A 16,851-nucleotide genomic window follows, 5' to 3' on the forward strand; every position below is an offset into this window, starting at 1 on the left:
CCCTTGACTGCCCGCTGTTCCTGTCGGAAACCGCCATGGTAATTTTGCGGCGAGGTCAAGATGACGGCAGCCATGGACGAGCTTCTCGGCATTCTCGACCTCGAGCAGCTGGAACACAACCTGTATCGTGGTCGCAGCCCCAAGCTCGATTGGCAGCGCATCTTCGGCGGCCAGACCATCGCCCAGGCGCTGGTCGCCGCGCAGCGAACGGTCGAGCCCGAGCGCCACGTGCATTCGCTGCATGGCTATTTCATGCGGCCGGGCGACACCAAGGTGCCTATCATCTACGAGGTCGACCGCATCCGTGACGGCGGCTCCTTCACCACGCGCCGCGTCGTGGCGATCCAGCACGGCCAGGCGATCTTTTCGCTGGAAGCCTCGTTCCAGCAGGATGAGGTCGGCCTGGAACATCAGGTGCCGATGCCGCAGGACGTGCCGGCGCCCGACACGTTGCTGTCGCAGCGCGAATTGCTGGGCAAGTTCGGCGAAGCCGTGCCCGACGGCATCAAGCGCTATTGGGAGCGCGACCGGCCGATCGAGATGAAGCCGGTGATGCTGAAGCATTATACCAGCCGGGAAAAACTCGAGCCGAAGCAGAACATCTGGATCCGCACCACCGGCCCGGTGCCGGCCGACCGCGCCACGCAGGCGGCCGTGCTCGCTTACCTCTCGGATATGACGCTGCTCGACACCTCGACCTTTGCTCATGGCCGCGCCATTTTCGATCGTGATATCCAGGCAGCCAGCCTCGACCACGCCATGTGGTTCCACCGCAGCCATCCGCTCGACGACTGGATGCTGTACACGCAAGACAGTCCGTCGACGCAAGGATCGCGTGGCTTTACCCGCGGCTCGCTGTTTGCCCGCGACGGCACCTTGATCGCCTCGGTTGCCCAAGAAGGACTCATCCGGCTGAAGCGGCCGCCTGCGGAGTAGGCATTTTTCGAAATTTGCCTATTTTTTAAGCATATGCACTGCCGCGCCTGTGAACAGGCAGCTGCCAGACCTTCTCGATTTCGTTGTTTAACAACAGCTTAACACCCTGCTTCGGCAATTGGCACGGAGCTTGAATCCTAGCGGGCACTCTCCGGCTCTCATGGGGATCGGCGAAGTCGTGCAAACGCGGGGACCCGCAACAGCAAAGGGTGAAACCTTATGAAGATCGTGATGGCAATCATAAAGCCGTTCAAGCTCGACGAGGTGCGCGAGGCGCTCACCGCAGTCGGCATCCAGGGCCTGACCGTCACCGAAGTAAAAGGCTACGGACGTCAGAAGGGTCACACGGAAATCTATCGCGGGGCGGAATACGCGGTCAGCTTCCTGCCGAAGATCAAGATCGAAGTCGCGGTCGCTGTCGACATGGTCGACAAGGCCGTCGAAGCCATCACCGCGGCGGCCAAGACCGGCCAGATCGGCGACGGCAAGATCTTCGTTTTCGGCATCGACCAGGCGGTGCGCATTCGCACCGGCGAAACAGACACCGACGCGCTTTGAGCTGCGGATACGTATTCCAATGGAGAGTTCAATGAATATTCCTTCTACCTTGAAGATAACGGGACGCGCGGCCGTTTTAAGTTCGCTCGCTCTCGCTGCACTGGGCACGGTTGCTGCGTTCGCGCAGGAAGCGGCACCGGCGGCACCGGCAGCCCCTGCGCCCGCGCTCGACACCGGCAACACAGCCTGGATGCTGACCTCGACGGCGCTGGTGCTGATGATGACCGTACCGGGCCTGGCGCTGTTTTATGGCGGCATGGTGCGCAAAAAGAACGTGCTCGCCACCATCATGCAGAGCTTTGCCATCACCTGCCTGGTGACGGTGCTGTGGTTCATGTTCGGCTACTCGCTGGCCTTCTCGGATGGCGGCGGCATGAATGCCTATCTCGGCGGCTTCTCGAAGTTCTTCCACAACGGCATCACCACCTCCTCGCTGTGGCTGCCGGGCGTGGCGAACATTCCTGAGTTCGTCTTCTCGATGTTCCAGATGACCTTCGCCATCATTACGCCGGCGCTGATTGCCGGCGCCTTCGCCGAACGCATGAAGTTCTCGGCGCTGCTCATCTTCATGGGCGCGTGGCTGCTGGTGGTCTACGCCCCGATCGCGCACTGGGTGTGGGGCGGCGGCTTCCTCGGCACAGCCGGCGTTCTCGATTTCGCCGGCGGCACGGTCGTTCACATCAACGCCGGCGTTGCCGGCCTGGTCTGCGCGCTGGTTCTCGGCAAACGTGAAGGCTACGGCACCACCAACATGGCGCCGCACAACCTCGTCTACTCCGTCATCGGCGCTTCGCTGCTGTGGGTCGGCTGGTTCGGCTTCAACGCCGGCTCGGAACTGGCCGCCGACGGCCTTGCCGGTGCCGCGATGCTGAACACCCAGGTTGCCGCTGCCGCTGCGGCGCTCGCCTGGATGTTCGCCGAATGGATCGTCGCCAAGAAGCCGAGCGTGCTTGGCATCATCTCGGGCGCCGTCGCCGGCCTGGTCGCGGTGACGCCGGCTTCCGGTTTCGTCAATCCGACCGGCGCCTTCATCGTCGGCATCGTCGCCGGCGTGCTCTGCTACGTCTCGGCCGTCAAGCTCAAGCACGCGTTCGGCTATGACGACTCGCTCGATGCATTCGGCGTGCACGGCATCGGCGGCATCATCGGTGCATTGCTGACCGGCGTGCTCGCCGATCCGGCGATCAACAGCCTTGGCTCGGGTGCCTCTGTCGGCAAGCAGCTCTACGGTATCGTCTTCACCATCCTGTGGACGGCGATCGCGAGCTTCGTGATCCTCTATATCGTCAAGGCGCTGGTCGGCCTGCGTCCTTCCACCCAGGAAGAGGTCGAAGGCCTCGACATCAGCCAGCACGGCGAAGTGGTGCCGTGAGGTTTATCGGCTGGCACCGGCGTTTTGCCGGTGCCGGGAAGATCCCGTCGTGATGCTCCCGAAAGGGCTCACGCCTTGAGGCCCGGAAACCTTCCGGGCCTCTTTTTTGTGTGCAGGCGGCCGTTATGGCTCGATCATACAATCGCTTGATCAAGGTGGCTCGATCCGCCGGCGGCGTGAAACAGCGGCCGCAACGCTCCGAACTGTGGTGGCGGTCGCCCGTTCCGGTGACGCAGAATGCCCATGGTTAATGCGCCCTTAACCTTCCCGCCGCTAGTCTGACAGCCGAATCTGCCGTGTTGCGCGTCCGCGCCCGGCCGGGCAACGACAGACGAGGAAAAGCATGCGTTCAGGGGCTTCAGCACCGCTTGCGCTGGCCGATACGGAGCACGGCATCCGGTCGTTCGCGAGGCGCCAGGTCGGGCGGCTGGTCGGTGCCGGGCTGTTTGCTCTGGTTGGTTTCGGCGTCGCCGCCCTTGCCACCTGGAACGTCGCCGATCCGAGCTTTTCGCACGCCACCGACAATATCGTCACCAATGCAATGGGTTATGCCGGCGCCGTCTTTTCCGACATTGCCATGCAGTTCTTCGGACTTGCCGCCGTTGCGGCGCTGGTGCCGGCGGTGATCTGGGGATTTCTGCTGTTTACCGCGCGCGGCGTCGACCGGCTGCCGAAACGGGCACTGGCCTGGTTCGGGTTTTCGCTGCTTGGCGCGGCAATTGCCGGCTGCGTGGTGCCGCCCAAGACCTGGCCGCTGCCGACCGGCCTCGGCGGCGTCTTCGGCGACATGGTGCTCAATATCCCGGGCCTGGTCATCGGCGGCTATCCGACCGGCCTCGTCGCCAGCGTGCTCGCCGTGCTCCTGGCAGCGCCGGCGCTGTGGGTATTCTTGTATGGCTCGGCGCTGATTTCGCGCAAGAACGGCTTTGCCGTCCTCGAACAGCCCGCAGTGCCCGATCCGCAGGACGACCTGCTTTTCGACAATGAAGAGGACGAGGGCGACGAAGGTATATTGGCGCTTGGCGCCATCACCCACTGGTGGCTGTCGCTGCGGGCCTATCTGCGCCGCCGCGCCGCGCGCCGGCGCGAGCGCGACGATTTCGAGCCGGAGATGGAACCGCGCCCCAGCGCCTGGCGGCGGGCGGCCGAACGGGTCGAATCGGCCGAGTTCGCCGAGGCGCGGATGAGCCCGGGCGGGCGCGCCCGCGTCGAGCCGGAATTCTTCGCCGCCATGGTCAACGACCGCAGTGCCTCGATCGACCCTGACGATGCCGACGTCTTCGATAACGACGACAATGACGACGACATGGATTTCGCGCCCGAGCCGGCCGGCCAGCGCCGCGCCGCGCCAACGGCCAGGGTGCAGAACTTCCGTTCCGACGCGGCGACACGCGTCGAGGCGCCGGCGCCGCGGCCGGCCCCCGGCGCCCGCGTCCAGCGCGAGGCGCAGACTTCGCTGATCGGCTCGGAAAAATTCGAGATGCCGTCGCTGCACTTCCTGTCGGAACCAAAGAACGTGGTGCGCGACGCCAGCCTGTCCAAGGATGCGCTGGAGCAGAACGCCCGCCTGCTTGAGGGCGTGCTGGAGGATTTCGGCGTCAAGGGCGAAATCATCCATGTGCGTCCGGGTCCGGTCGTCACGCTCTACGAGCTGGAACCGGCGCCCGGCATCAAATCGTCGCGGGTCATCGGCCTGTCCGACGACATCGCCCGCTCGATGAGCGCCATCGCCTGCCGTGTCGCCGTGGTGCCCGGCCGCAACGCGATCGGCATCGAATTGCCGAACGCCAGGCGCGAGACGGTCTATTTGCGCGAGATCATGGCCAGCCGCGATTTCGAAACCACCAAGGCCAAGCTGGCGCTGGCGCTGGGCAAGACCATCAATGGCGAGGCGGTGATCGTCGACATCGCCAAGATGCCGCACGTGCTGGTCGCCGGCACCACCGGCTCGGGCAAGTCCGTCGCCATCAACACCATGATCCTGTCGCTGCTCTACCGGCTGACGCCGCAGGACTGCCGGCTGATCATGATCGATCCAAAGATGCTGGAGCTCTCGGTCTATGACGGCATTCCGCATCTTCTGACGCCGGTCGTCACCGATCCGAAGAAGGCGGTGGTGGCGCTGAAATGGACCGTGCGGGAGATGGAGGACCGCTACCGCAAGATGTCCAAGGTCGGCGTCCGCAACATCGACGGCTTCAACGCGCGCGTGCAGCAGGCTGAGAAAAAGGGCGAAAGGATCTCGCGCACCGTGCAGACCGGCTTCGACCGCCAAACCGGCGAGGCGATCTACGAGACGGAGAACCTCGACCTCGAGCCGATGCCCTACATCGTCGTCATCATCGACGAGATGGCCGATCTGATGATGGTCGCCGGCAAGGACATCGAAGGCGCGGTGCAGCGCCTGGCGCAGATGGCGCGCGCCGCCGGCATCCATGTCATCATGGCGACGCAGCGGCCATCGGTCGACGTCATCACCGGCACCATCAAGGCGAATTTCCCGACCCGCATCTCCTTCCAGGTGACATCGAAGATCGACAGCCGCACCATCCTGGGCGAACAGGGCGCCGAACAGCTGCTCGGCATGGGCGACATGCTCTACATGGCCGGCGGCGGCCGCATCCAGCGCGTGCACGGTCCCTTCGTCTCCGACGACGAGGTGGAGAAGATTGTCGCGCATCTGAAATTGCAGGGCGTGCCGGAATATCTCGACGCCATCACCGAGGACGACGACAAGGATGACGATGAGCCGACGGGCAAAGGCAGTGGCGGCGGCGACGGCGGTAATTTCGAGGATTCCGACGATCCCTACGACCAGGCGGTCGCGGTGGTGCTGCGCGACGGCAAGGCCTCTACCAGCTACATCCAGCGCCGGCTCGGCATCGGCTACAATCGCGCCGCCTCGATCATCGAGAAGATGGAGAAGGAAGGCATTGTCGGCCCGGCCAACCATGCCGGAAAACGCGAAATCCTGGTGCCGACGGAGGACGACAAGTTCTAGAGCGCGTCCGCGCCGGCAACTTTGAACCTTTTGGCGCGTTGCAACGACGGGCGCCGTGCGGCCGCCAAACTTAAGCCCAACTGGGGGGCCAGACCAATATAACGAGCAAGCAATCAGATGATGGTGACCGGCATGAAAAACGCAACTCTCGCCCCAAGCAGGGATTTCGCCCCAACCCGCCGGCAGGTGCTCGGCCTCGGCCTGGTCCTGGCCGGTGCGGCGGCCGCCAACCTCGTGCCCGGCTTCCAGCTGCTGGCGTCGGCGCAAGCAGCGGTTCCGGCGACGGCGCAGAAGATCGCCGATCATTTCTCCTCGGTCAAATCGATGAGCGGCGAGTTCGTGCAGTTCGGACCCAAGGGCGAGCAGACCGGCGGCAAGTTCTTTCTGGAACGGCCGGGCAAGATCCGCTTCAATTATGACGGCGCCTCGAATTTCAGGGTGATTTCCGACGGCAAGTCGGTGGTCATCCTCAACAAGAAGCTGCGGACGTCCGACCTCTATCCGCTGTCGAAGACGCCGCTGAAGCTGCTGCTCGACGACAAGATCGATCTGTCGGGCGGGCGCGTCAGAAGCGTCAAGGAAGAGGACGATCTCACCACCATCCAGCTTGCCGACAAATCGGTGTTCGGCAATTCGAAGATCACCATGATGTTCGATCCGAAATCTTATGAATTGCGGCAGTGGACCATCACCGATGCGCAAGGCAAGGACACGACGGTGATGATCTTCAACACCAAGGAGGGCGTCAGCTTCGCCCCCGACACCTTCGCCATCGACTATACGGCGAACCGCGAGCTGAACACCAAGACGCGGTAACTTCCTACTGCTGCGGGATGGTTTTTCCGCGTTGGTGCGGGCGGCTTGTTTTTGCGGTGCGCGGCTGGCAGTAGTTTCCGCGATTGACTTCCGTCGGAGCCATCCGGCGGATCTTGCGTTGTCCGGAACCCCACATGCCGTTTTCCGTCGCTACCTGGAACATCAACTCCGTCCGGCTGCGCATGCCGATCGTCGAGCGCCAGCGGGTCGAGCAGGCGCCGGACGTGCTCTGCCTGCAGGAAACCAAGGTTCCGGACGAATTGTTTCCGGAGAAGGCGTTCCGCAAGCTCGGCTACGAGCACATCGCCTTCCATGGCCAGAAGGGCTATCACGGCGTTGCCACCATAGCGCGGCGGCCGATCGAGGTGGTCGAAAAGCGCCGCTTCTGCGAGATCGACGACAGCCGGCATCTGTCGGTCACCGTCAACGCCGGCGGCAAAACGATCCTGCTGCACAATTTCTACGTTCCGGCCGGCGGCGACGAGCCCGACCCGGCCGTCAACCGCAAGTTCAAGCACAAGCTCGATTTCGTTGCCGAGATGAACGCCGTGCGGGCCGAGCATGACGAGCACTCCGGCTCGATCCTGGTCGGCGACCTCAACATCGCGCCGCTCGAGCACGATGTCTGGTCGCACAAGCAGCTCCTCAATGTCGTCAGCCATACGCCGGTCGAGACAGAAAACTTCGAGGCAATGCGGCTCGCCGGCGACTGGATCGACCTGATGCGGCTCAATGTGCCTTACGAGGAGAAACTCTACACCTGGTGGAGCTATCGCGCCCAGGATTGGCAGGCCTCAAATCGCGGCCGCCGCCTCGACCATGTCTGGTCGTCGCCAAACCTGGTGCCGCATTTTGCCGGCTATGAAATCCTGCGGCCGGCGCGCGGCTGGGAACGGCCCTCGGACCATGTGCCGGTGATCGGGCGTTTCAACCTGGATTAGCTTTGTCTCGCCTCAGCGAAACCTGAAGCTATCCGCGATGTAGTCGGGACGGGCATTCAGCGTGGCGAAAACGTCCTCCAGGTCAGGCGCCCCCGCCAATATGCCCGACAGGACCAGCGTCGTCGCGACACCGACGCCGTTGCCGCCGGCGATGTCGTGCTCGACGCTGTCGCCGACGCAGACCACGCTGTCGCGCTCCGGGTGGCCCGCCAGTGCCAGCGCTGCCTCGAATATCTGCGGATTGGGCTTGCCAATGCGCGACACGCTGCCGCCGAGGCTCTCATAGAGATCGGCGAGCCGGCCGGCGCCGAAGCGAGGGCCGACGGCAGTCAGCATGATCTTGTCGGGATTGGTGCAGAAGCATGGCACCCGCCGCGCCGCCGCCGGACCAAGAAGCCGGCGATAATGGTCGAGGTCGTAGCGATCGCCCTCGCTGGCGGAAATCAGCACCAGTTCGGCATCGTCGCCGTCCTTGGCCAGGACGAAGGGCAGGCCGTCGACAGCCGAACGGTCATTGTCGCGGCGGATCAGCAGGCATTTTGTCTGCGGGCGCAGGGCTCCGGATGCTGCCATTTGGTGGAAAGAGCGCCATGCCACCTCGCCGGAGGAGACAAAGTGGTCCCAGCTTCCCGGTTCGAAGCCGAGCTTCAGCAGGCGGTGCTCATTGGGTTGCGCCCGCTTGCCGGAATTCGAGATCAGTACGATGGTCTTGCCGGCGCGCTTGAGTGCCGACAACGCTTCGACAGCACCTGGATAGGCGCTGGTGCCGTCGTGCAGCACACCAAATTGGTCGAGCAGGAACACCTGATAGCGGTCGGTCAGCGCGGCGATGCCGTCGAGGTGTTGAATTGCCTTGGCCGTCATAAAAGCCCCGCTGCGCTTGCGCCCATCAGCGCCAGCCGCGCCGTGCCGGCAGCGGCCTCCTCCGAAAGAGCCGGCACGAGAGCGACGCCAAGCTTGCGCTGCCGGATCGCTGTCCAGGCCGGATTGGCCGCACCGCCGCCGACGCTCCTGACCGATGTCAGTCGGGGGGCGCCGAGTTCGGCAAGCCGGCGATAGCCGAGCGCTTCGATCGCCGCAATACCCTCGAACATCGCTTTCAGATAGTCGGCGTCGTCGGCGGGCCGCGGCTCGAGGCGCGGCGGCAGCGCCGGATCGGCTATGGGGAAGCGTTCGCCCGGCGCCGGCAGCGGGTAATAATCGAGGCCGGTCTTCGTCGCCGGGTCGATTTTTTTGCTGAGTTCGACAATGCGGGCGACGGGGAAATGCTGGGCCAGCACCTTGCCGCCGGAGTTCGAGGCGCCGCCCGCCAGGTAGGTGTCACCCAGCCGATGGCTGTAGATGCCGAATTGCGGCGCCGAGATCGGCCGGTCGAAGAGGATCTTGATGGTCAGCGACGAGCCGAGCACAGTGACGCCGTCGCCCGCCGCCGTCGCGCCGGTTGCCAGGAACGACGCACAGCCATCGGTCGTGCCGGCGACCACGACCACGTCGCGCGGCAGGCCGAACATTTTCGCGGCGCTGGCGGTGAGCGTGTCCGTGACATCGCCCGGCCGCACGACGCGGGGCAGGAATTCCATGCGCACCCCGGTCGCCGCGATCCAGTCCGGCCAGCGCCGGGCCTCGACGTCGTAGCCGGTCTTCAGGGCGTTGTTCTCGTCGCTGACATCGAAATGGCCGGAAAACTGTCCGGCGATCCAGTCTGCCTGGTGCAGCACAGTGGCGACGCCGGGCAGGTGCTGGAAAGACAGCGCCTTGGCGAGACCGGAGGTTGCCCCGAGTGCAGCGCTCGTTGCCGGTGCCGCGCCGGCTATTGCTGTCAGAATAGTGTCGTCAGCGACCTTGTCGTTGTACATCAGCGGTTCGGCCAGCGGCCGCCCGGCGCCGTCGACCGGCAGCAGCGTGCCCGACGTACCGTCGACGGCGATCGAGCGCACTGCCGCGCGATCGATACATTTGAGCAGTTCCGCCAAAGTCGCGCCGACCGCCTCCCACCATATTGCGGGGTCACGGCCGTTCGGCCCAAATCGCTCGAGGGCAATAGCGGAATGCGCGGCAACGGAAAAGTCCGGACGCATGGCGACGGCGCGCGCGCCGGATGTGCCGATGTCGATGCCGATGGCAAGCGGGCCAGACGAACGCGACATGTCAGCTGCCTCCGGCATTGAGTTTCTGGCGATATTTTTCGGCGTCCCAGTTGATCAGCTCGTCATTCTCCGCCGCTGTCAGATAATTCAGCTTCGCCGAGACATCGATCCGCGCCGTCACGTCGGAAAGGCAGCGCTGCATGGCGTCGGCACCGGCGCCGGCGTCGCCGCGCATCAACACGCCGAGTCCAGGAAACAGGATCGCCACGGGTGCGGCGCCGCAGCGCTCGATGACGCGCTTCACACCCTCGTCCGGTCTCGCCACGACCGAGCCTTCGCCGAGAAAGATGACGTGGTCGGGGTAGAGGCTGCCACCCAAAGCCATGCGGCAGCTTTCGGGGTCGATCGCCACCGCATGCGCCTCAACGTCCGCCGGCAATCTGTAGTCGCTGTCGCCGGCGCGCGCCGTCAATGCCGCGATGTCCGGTTCCGCCACCTGGCGCGGCGGCCGCGCCAACAGTCGTGTCACGCGCCGCAGCAGCATGTCGGCCGCGGCGACGGTCTCGGCTGCAACGACCAGGCCGTGATTGCCGAGGATCAGGATATCCACGCCTGGCCGAAGGCGCTCGGCGATACCCTGCGCGAGCGGCAGTCCCGGCCGGCGATAGGGAATATACGCCCATTGATGGCCGTTGAGCCGCCTGGCGGCCTCGGCCTCGCAGTCGGCCTGCACGGCCAGCGAAATGGTCTCGACGCAGTGAACATGCAGAACGATGCGCTGCGGCATCAGCGCATGCACGGTGGTCTCGATCGACGGGCGCAAGCCGCGCGCGCTGAGGGCGTCGACAGTGAAGGCCTGCGGCTGTTCGGCGGCCGGGTCGCGCCGTTCGATGGCGTCGAGCAATGGCGGGATGCCGACCGGCACCATGATGTCGGCGATGAGCGCGTCCTTCAGCCAGGTGCCGGAGGCCTTGATCCAGAGCGTGTCGCCGGCTTTCAGCGAGGTGTTGCCGCCGGCGGCCTGGGTCAGATGCGCGTCGCTGCCGATAGCGGCCGAAAGCGACCGCAGCGCTGCCAGTTCCTGCGCATCCGCACTGATCGTCATCGAAATTCCTCTACAATCCGGCCGCGTGGCCACGGCTTTGGACGTCCCGGTGCCGGGACGAAGACCCATGCTGGTATCGCAGATGCGAGCAAGTTACGTCAACAGTGATGTTATCGCGTCAAATCAGGCTTGCAATCCGAGGGCCGTTGAGTAAGTTGCACCAATTGCCATGCAAAACGGCAATGCCGTGCAAAATGCTTGGGAGGCAAGCGCATTGGGAGGTAAGGGTTGAGCGACTCCGGCCGCCAGCGTCAGATTGTCGAGCTTTTGCGGGACCGGCCTTTCGCATCGGTGCGCGAGCTGCAGGAGCGGCTTGGCGTATCGGCGGCGACGGTGCGGCGCGACATCGACAAGATCGACGAGGCCGGCGAAGCGCGCAAGGTCTATGGCGGCATCTCGGCGCTCGATGGCGCTTCGCAAGCCGGCGTCGCCTATGCCAGGCCCTATGACGAGAACCGCGACCTCGCCGTCGAGGCGAAGCGGCAGATCGCCGCTCTCGCCGCCACCATGGTGCGCGACGGTGACGCGGTCATCGTGCATGGCGGTTCGACCTGCTTCCATCTCGGCGTCAAGCTCGCCGACCGCAACATCCGGCTCTACACCAACTCGATGCCGCTCGCGGCCTATCTCAGCGACCACGGCCATTGCAGCCTCACCGTCGCCGGCGGCGAACTGCACCGCGAGCCGGGCATCATCCATTCGCTGACGCAGACGGTGCCGTTCTACGCCTCGAAGTTCTTTCTCGGCGCGCAAGGCATCGGCCAGGAAGGCCTTCTGGAATCGCACCCGCTGCTGGTCCGCTCGATCGTCGAGCTCAGCCTCTGCGCCGACCAGATCGTCGTGCTGGCCGACAGCCGAAAACTGTCTATCCACGCGCGCAATGTGGCACTGCCGCTGTCGCGGATCGGCACGCTGGTCACCGATGACGGCCTGTCCGAGACAGATGCCCGCATGCTCGAAGATGCCGGCGTCATGGTGCGGATCGCGGCTTCCTCGGGAGGCGCCCAGTGAACATCGCCGTCCTCGATTTCGGCAAGACCAATTCGAAGCTGTTCGTCTTCGGCCAGGACGGACAGATACTCGACGAGCGCCGCAGCCAGCCGAGCTGGATCCGAAAAGGCGGCTTCAGCGTGCTCGACGAGCCAGCGCTGCACGACTGGGCGGCTCGCGCCATCGATAATGCAGTCGACATGCATGGCGTGGAAGGGCTGATGGTATCCGGCCATGGCTGCACCTTCGCGTTGGTCGACGAAGCCGTGCTGACGCATCCGATCCTCGATTACGAGCAGGAACCGCCAGCTGAAATCGCCGCGCAGATCGACCGCCGCATTCCGGATTTTGCCGAGACCTTTTCGCCGCGCCTGCCGCTTGGCTTCAACTACGGCCGCCACATGTTGTGGCTGAAGGAGGTGGAGCCCGGTGCCTTCGCCGCAGCGAAATCGATCCTCGGCTATCCCCAATATTGGAGCTGGCGGTTTGGCGGCCGGCCGGTATCGGAAGTGTCGTATCTTGGCTGCCACTCGCATTTATGGGCGCCGCGCAAACGCGATTTCAGCTCGCTGGTCGATGCCGAGGGCTGGCGCGGCCAGATGCCCGCCTTCGAGCGCGCCGGCGCGGTGATCGGCGAGCAGCGCTTCGGCCAGGCCGCGAAGCCAGTCGCCATCCATAATGGCGTCCACGACAGCAATGCCGCGCTCCATGCCTACCGCCGGCAGCAGCTCGGGCCGGTGACCGTGGTCTCGACCGGCACCTGGGTGGTCGTGCTCAATCCCGACTGCCCGCTCGACGCACTCGACGGCGAGCGCGACATGCTGGTCAATGTCGATGTCGATGGCGGCCCGGTGCCAACCGTCCGCTTCATGGGTGGGCGCGAATTCGCCACGATCAGCGCTGGCTGGCAGGGCGCAATCGCGCCGTCATCGATACAACGGGTGATCGACGCCGGCATTATGGCGCTGCCGAGCTTCGCGCCCGGCGGCCCGATGCCGCACCGCCGCGGCGAACTGGTCGGGCGTACGCCCAATGCCGAGGAACGCGCGGCCATGGCGCTGCTCTATGTCGCGCTGATGGTCGATCTGTGCCTCGAGTTGATCCATTCGGACAACACAGTGATCGTCGACGGCGGCCTGAACAATGGCGGGCTGCTTGCCGCGTTGCTGGCGCAGTTGCGGCCCGGGCAGGCTTTCCTGCAGGGCGCAACGCTGGAGGGCAGCGCCACCGGTGCTGCCGCACTTGCCTTCGAAAGCGTCGGACGCGAGTTTGCCACCGAAGCGCCGGAGGCGGTGCATGCGGCAAGTTTCAGCGGCCTTGCCGGCTATCGCAACGACTGGCGCGGCCTTGCCGCCGACCGGGCTGTGGCCAGCGCAGCTGCAGGAGGTGCGCGATGAGCGCCGCCGCCCGGATCGAGACGGTGCGCCAGCCGGTGCTGGAGATGCGCCACATCTCCAAGACGTTCGCTGCGATCCGCGCCTTGCACGATGTGTCGCTGACCGTTCACGCCGGCGAGCTGCACGCGCTGATGGGCGAAAACGGTGCCGGCAAGTCGACGCTGATGAAGGTGCTGTCCGGCGCCTACCGGCCGGACCCCGGCGGCGAAATCCTGATCGACGGCGTGCCGGCCGCGACGGGCGACCCGATCAAGGCGCGCGCCGCCGGCATTGCGGTCATCTATCAGGAGCTGTCGCTGGCGCCTAATCTGTCGGTAGCGCAGAACATTTTTCTCGGCAACGAGCCGCGACGGTTCGGCGTTGTCGACCGCGAGCAGTGCAATCGGCGCGCCAGCGAGATCATCGCGCGGCTCGGCGTGACCTTCTCGGCGCGCACTCCGGTCGCAAGCCTGTCGCTCGGCGAGCGACAGCTGGTGGAAATCGCCCGCGCGCTGTCGACCAATGCGCGCATCATCGTCATGGACGAGCCGACCACGTCGCTGACCTCGCGTGAGACCGACCGGCTGTTCGAGGTGATTGCGACGCTGAAGTCGCAAGGCATCGCCATCATCTACATCAGCCACCGCATGGAAGAGGTCTACCAGCTCGCCGACCGCGTCAGCGTGCTACGCGACAGCGGCTATGTCGGCACGCTCGACCGCGCCGACCTGAACGCCTCGCGCCTGGTATCGATGATGGTCGGGCGCGATCTGTCGACGTTCTACAAGAAGGATCACCGTCCGCCGGACAGCAAGCGCGCCATCGCGCTGTCGGTGCGCGGCATGTCGGGCGGCAATCTCATAAACAATTGTTCCTTCGACCTCCACAAGGGCGAGGTGCTGGCACTGGCCGGCCTGGTCGGCTCGGGCCGCACCGAACTGGCACGGCTGATCTTCGGCGCCGACAGGCACACATCAGGCACGCTGGAGCTCGGCGGCAAACCGATATCCATCGGTTCGCCGAGCGAGGCGCTCGATGCCGGCATTGCCTACCTGACCGAGGACCGCAAGCAACTTGGCCTGTTTCTCGACATGTCGATCTCCGACAATATCAGCATGGGCGTGCTGGCAAAGGACGCGAAGGCCGGCGGTTTGCGCGACTTCACGGCTGCCGAAAAGCGCGCCGCCAAGGCGGTGTCAGACCTCTCCATCCGCACCAACTCGGTGCAGGCCAATGCCGGCTCGCTGTCGGGCGGCAACCAGCAGAAGGTGCTGCTCGCCCGCCTGCTGGAAACCGAGCCGCAGGTCGTCATCCTCGATGAGCCGACCCGCGGCGTCGATGTCGGGGCCAAGTCGGAAATCTATCGGCTGATCGACAACCTGGCCAAGAAAGGCATCGCCATCCTGATGATCTCCAGCGAACTGCCGGAGGTGATCGGCATCGCCGACCGCGTGCTGGTGATGCGCGACGGCACCATTGCCGGCGAGGTGACGGCGTCGGAGGGCGAGCCGCTGCGGCAGGAAGCGATCATGGAACTTGCAACGGGAGCGGCTCAGCGATGACCGACAAGGTGGCCGACACGATGAATGCGGACGACCGGGCGGTCGGCAGGAGTACGAGGTGGCGTACCGCCATTGCCGCACTCGGCATGCTGCCGATCCTGATCCTGCTGGCGGTCGGCTTCCAGTTCATCAATCCGCGCTTTTTCACCCAGACCAATCTGCTGATCGTCATGCAGCAATCGTCGATCAACATCGTGCTGGCCGCCGGCATGACCTTCGTCATCCTGACCGGCGGCATCGACCTGTCCGTCGGCTCGATCCTTGCCGCCTCGGCGATGGTGGCAGTGATGGTGTCGCTGGTGCCCGATTGGGGACTGCTGGGGGTGCCCGCGGCCATTCTCGTCGGGCTCGGTTTCGGCGTCATCAACGGGCTGCTGATCGCCTATATCAAGCTGCCGCCCTTCATCGTCACGCTGGGATCGCTGACCGCCGTGCGCGGCGTCGCCCGCCTGCTCGGCCAGGACACGACGGTGTTCAACGCGGACCTGCCGTTCGACTTCATCGGCAACGGTTCGCTGTTCGGCATTCCGTGGCTGGTAATCATCGCGCTGGCGGTCGTCGTCCTGTCCTGGCTGGTGCTCAAGCGCACCGTGCTCGGCACCTGGATCTACGCCGTCGGCGGCAACGCCGAGGCCGCCAGGCTGACCGGCATCAAGGTGCCGCTGGTGCTGCTCTTCGTCTACGGCGTTTCCGGCCTTCTGGCCGGCCTTGGCGGCGCCATGTCGGCGGCCCGGCTCTATGCCGCCAACGGGCTTCAGCTCGGCCAGTCCTACGAACTCGACGCCATTGCCGCAGTCATCCTCGGCGGCACCAGTTTCGTCGGCGGTGTCGGCTCGATCTGGGGCACGCTGATCGGCGGCCTGATCATCGCCGTGCTGTCCAACGGGCTCATCCTCGCCGGTGTTTCGGACATCTGGCAGTACATCATCAAGGGATTGGTCATCATCGTGGCGGTCGCCCTCGACCGTTACCGGCTCCAGGCAGGAGCAAGAACGTGATGGCCCTTAGTCGCCGGCATCCAACGAGCCGGTTTCATGTGTAACGCACCGTGAGAGGCGCGGGGCATCAGGAGGAAAATAAAACAATGAAGACCATCGCTAAACTGCTCTGCGGCGTCGCCCTTGCGGCCGCCGTCATCGCGCCGGCATCGGCAAAGGATCTGAACAAAGTCGGCATCTCGGTCGGACTGCTCGGCAACCCGTTCTTCGTCGCCACCATCAAGGGCATCGAGGACGCGGCCAAGAAGATCAACCCGAATGTGCAGGTGACCTCGGTATCGGCCGACTACGATCTCAACAAGCAGGTATCGCAGGTCGATTCCTTCATCGCTGCCGGTGTCGACGTCATCATGCTCAACGCAGTCGATGCCAAGGCGATCGCGCCGGCGGTGAAGAAGGCGCAGGCGGCCGGCATTGTCGTTGCCGCTTTCGACGTTTCGGCGCCCGGCGCCGACGTCACCGTGATGACCAACAACGTCAAGGCCGGCGAAGAGGCCTGCCAGTATCTGGTCGATAATACCGGCGGCAAGGGCGACTATGTCATCCTCAATGGCCCGGCCTCGTCGTCGATCCTGGAGCGGGTCAAGGGCTGCAAGGACGTGCTGGCAAAGCACCCCGACATCAAGATCCTTTCCGACGACCAGAACGCCGAAGGCTCGCGTGACGGCGGCCTGAAAGTGTTCCAGTCGCTGCTGACGCGTTTCGACAAGATCGACGCGGTCTTCGCGATCAACGATCCGACGGCGATCGGCGCCCAGCTTGCGGCCAAGCAGCTCAACCGCTCGGAGTTCATCTTCACCGCGGTCGACGGTGCACCCGATATCGAGAAGGAACTCGCCTCCGGCACGTCGATGATCAAGGCCTCGGCCTCGCAGGATCCCTATGTGATGGCCGGCCAGTCGCTGACGATGGCGGCTGACCTGCTTGCCGGCAAGAAGCCGGCCGAGCCGACGGTGCTGCTCGACCCGAAGCTGATCACGGCCGACAATTTGAAGGATTACAAGGGCTGGACCGCGGCTCGCTAAGCCTCCCAAGCCTGGTGGGGCCGGGCTGCCCGGCCGCCCCTTTTTTTGGGAGCATCGGATTGCCAAAACCGCTTTGGACTTGGG

The 16,851-nt window shown here is 64.8% G+C and carries 14 protein-coding genes; 11 read left to right on the forward strand and 3 right to left on the reverse strand.

Annotated elements, in window-relative coordinates; all coding sequences use genetic code 11:
- The first annotated feature begins 60 nt into the window (after positions 1 to 60).
- The 6 genes from tesB to NKH04_RS14465 all read left to right on the forward strand — a co-directional run bounded on the left by tesB (position 61) and on the right by NKH04_RS14465 (position 7,624).
- Positions 61 to 936, forward strand: coding sequence for an acyl-CoA thioesterase II (gene tesB / locus NKH04_RS14440; RefSeq protein WP_031212697.1), 876 nt, complete (start codon positions 61 to 63; stop codon positions 934 to 936).
- Between the two features lie 219 nt (positions 937 to 1,155).
- Positions 1,156 to 1,494 (forward strand): P-II family nitrogen regulator, encoded by a 339-nt coding sequence (locus NKH04_RS14445; protein ID WP_023679755.1) that lies wholly within the window; start codon positions 1,156 to 1,158, stop codon positions 1,492 to 1,494.
- Between the two features lie 49 nt (positions 1,495 to 1,543).
- Positions 1,544 to 2,866: an ammonium transporter gene (locus NKH04_RS14450; protein ID WP_502893763.1), complete on the forward strand. Its 1,323-nt coding sequence runs from the start codon at positions 1,544 to 1,546 to the stop codon at positions 2,864 to 2,866.
- Positions 2,867 to 3,209: 343 nt separating this feature from the next.
- Positions 3,210 to 5,867 carry an FtsK/SpoIIIE family DNA translocase gene (locus NKH04_RS14455; RefSeq protein ID WP_352540844.1) on the forward strand — a complete coding sequence of 886 codons (2,658 nt, stop codon included), beginning with the start codon at positions 3,210 to 3,212 and terminating at the stop codon, positions 5,865 to 5,867.
- 132 nt (positions 5,868 to 5,999) lie between these two features.
- A complete protein-coding gene (locus NKH04_RS14460; RefSeq protein ID WP_031213172.1) occupies positions 6,000 to 6,683 on the forward strand; it encodes an outer membrane lipoprotein carrier protein LolA in 684 nt (227 codons plus the stop codon).
- A 134-nt stretch (positions 6,684 to 6,817) separates the two neighbouring features.
- Positions 6,818 to 7,624: an exodeoxyribonuclease III gene (locus tag NKH04_RS14465; RefSeq protein WP_353044477.1), complete on the forward strand. Its 807-nt coding sequence runs from the start codon at positions 6,818 to 6,820 to the stop codon at positions 7,622 to 7,624.
- Positions 7,625 to 7,636: 12 nt separating this feature from the next.
- Here the strand turns inward: NKH04_RS14465 and NKH04_RS14470 are convergent, their stop codons facing one another.
- The 3 genes from NKH04_RS14470 to NKH04_RS14480 are packed head-to-tail and all read right to left on the reverse strand — an operon-like array spanning position 7,637 to position 10,816.
- Positions 7,637 to 8,488 carry a TIGR01459 family HAD-type hydrolase gene (locus tag NKH04_RS14470; protein WP_352540845.1) on the reverse strand — a complete coding sequence of 284 codons (852 nt, stop codon included), beginning with the start codon at positions 8,486 to 8,488 and terminating at the stop codon, positions 7,637 to 7,639.
- Entirely contained in the window at positions 8,485 to 9,771 is a 1,287-nt protein-coding gene (locus tag NKH04_RS14475) for an FGGY-family carbohydrate kinase (protein ID WP_352832405.1), read from the reverse strand. The genes NKH04_RS14470 and NKH04_RS14475 overlap by 4 nt, the downstream gene beginning before the upstream one ends.
- A 1-nt stretch (position 9,772) precedes the next feature.
- A complete protein-coding gene (locus NKH04_RS14480) occupies positions 9,773 to 10,816 on the reverse strand; it encodes a class II aldolase/adducin family protein (protein ID WP_352615432.1) in 1,044 nt (347 codons plus the stop codon).
- Between the two features lie 228 nt (positions 10,817 to 11,044).
- Here NKH04_RS14480 and NKH04_RS14485 point away from each other — a divergent pair, with 228 nt between their 5' ends.
- The 5 genes from NKH04_RS14485 (at position 11,045) to NKH04_RS14505 (ending at position 16,767) form a co-directional block, all read left to right on the forward strand.
- Positions 11,045 to 11,827, forward strand: coding sequence for a DeoR/GlpR family DNA-binding transcription regulator (locus NKH04_RS14485; RefSeq protein WP_023680486.1), 783 nt, complete (start codon positions 11,045 to 11,047; stop codon positions 11,825 to 11,827).
- Positions 11,824 to 13,203: an FGGY-family carbohydrate kinase gene (locus NKH04_RS14490; RefSeq protein ID WP_352832408.1), complete on the forward strand. Its 1,380-nt coding sequence runs from the start codon at positions 11,824 to 11,826 to the stop codon at positions 13,201 to 13,203. The genes NKH04_RS14485 and NKH04_RS14490 overlap by 4 nt, the downstream gene beginning before the upstream one ends.
- Entirely contained in the window at positions 13,200 to 14,744 is a 1,545-nt protein-coding gene (locus NKH04_RS14495) for a sugar ABC transporter ATP-binding protein (protein ID WP_352832411.1), read from the forward strand. Before NKH04_RS14490 ends, NKH04_RS14495 begins: the two co-directional genes overlap by 4 nt.
- A gap of 20 nt (positions 14,745 to 14,764) precedes the next feature.
- Entirely contained in the window at positions 14,765 to 15,742 is a 978-nt protein-coding gene (locus tag NKH04_RS14500) for an ABC transporter permease subunit (RefSeq protein WP_502913395.1), read from the forward strand.
- A gap of 86 nt (positions 15,743 to 15,828) precedes the next feature.
- Positions 15,829 to 16,767 carry an ABC transporter substrate-binding protein gene (locus tag NKH04_RS14505; RefSeq protein ID WP_352470775.1) on the forward strand — a complete coding sequence of 313 codons (939 nt, stop codon included), beginning with the start codon at positions 15,829 to 15,831 and terminating at the stop codon, positions 16,765 to 16,767.
- Positions 16,768 to 16,851: the final 84 nt, after the last annotated feature.

This window comes from Mesorhizobium sp. M1365 (assembly GCF_040317865.1).
Classification (GTDB): Bacteria; Pseudomonadota; Alphaproteobacteria; order Rhizobiales; family Rhizobiaceae; genus Mesorhizobium.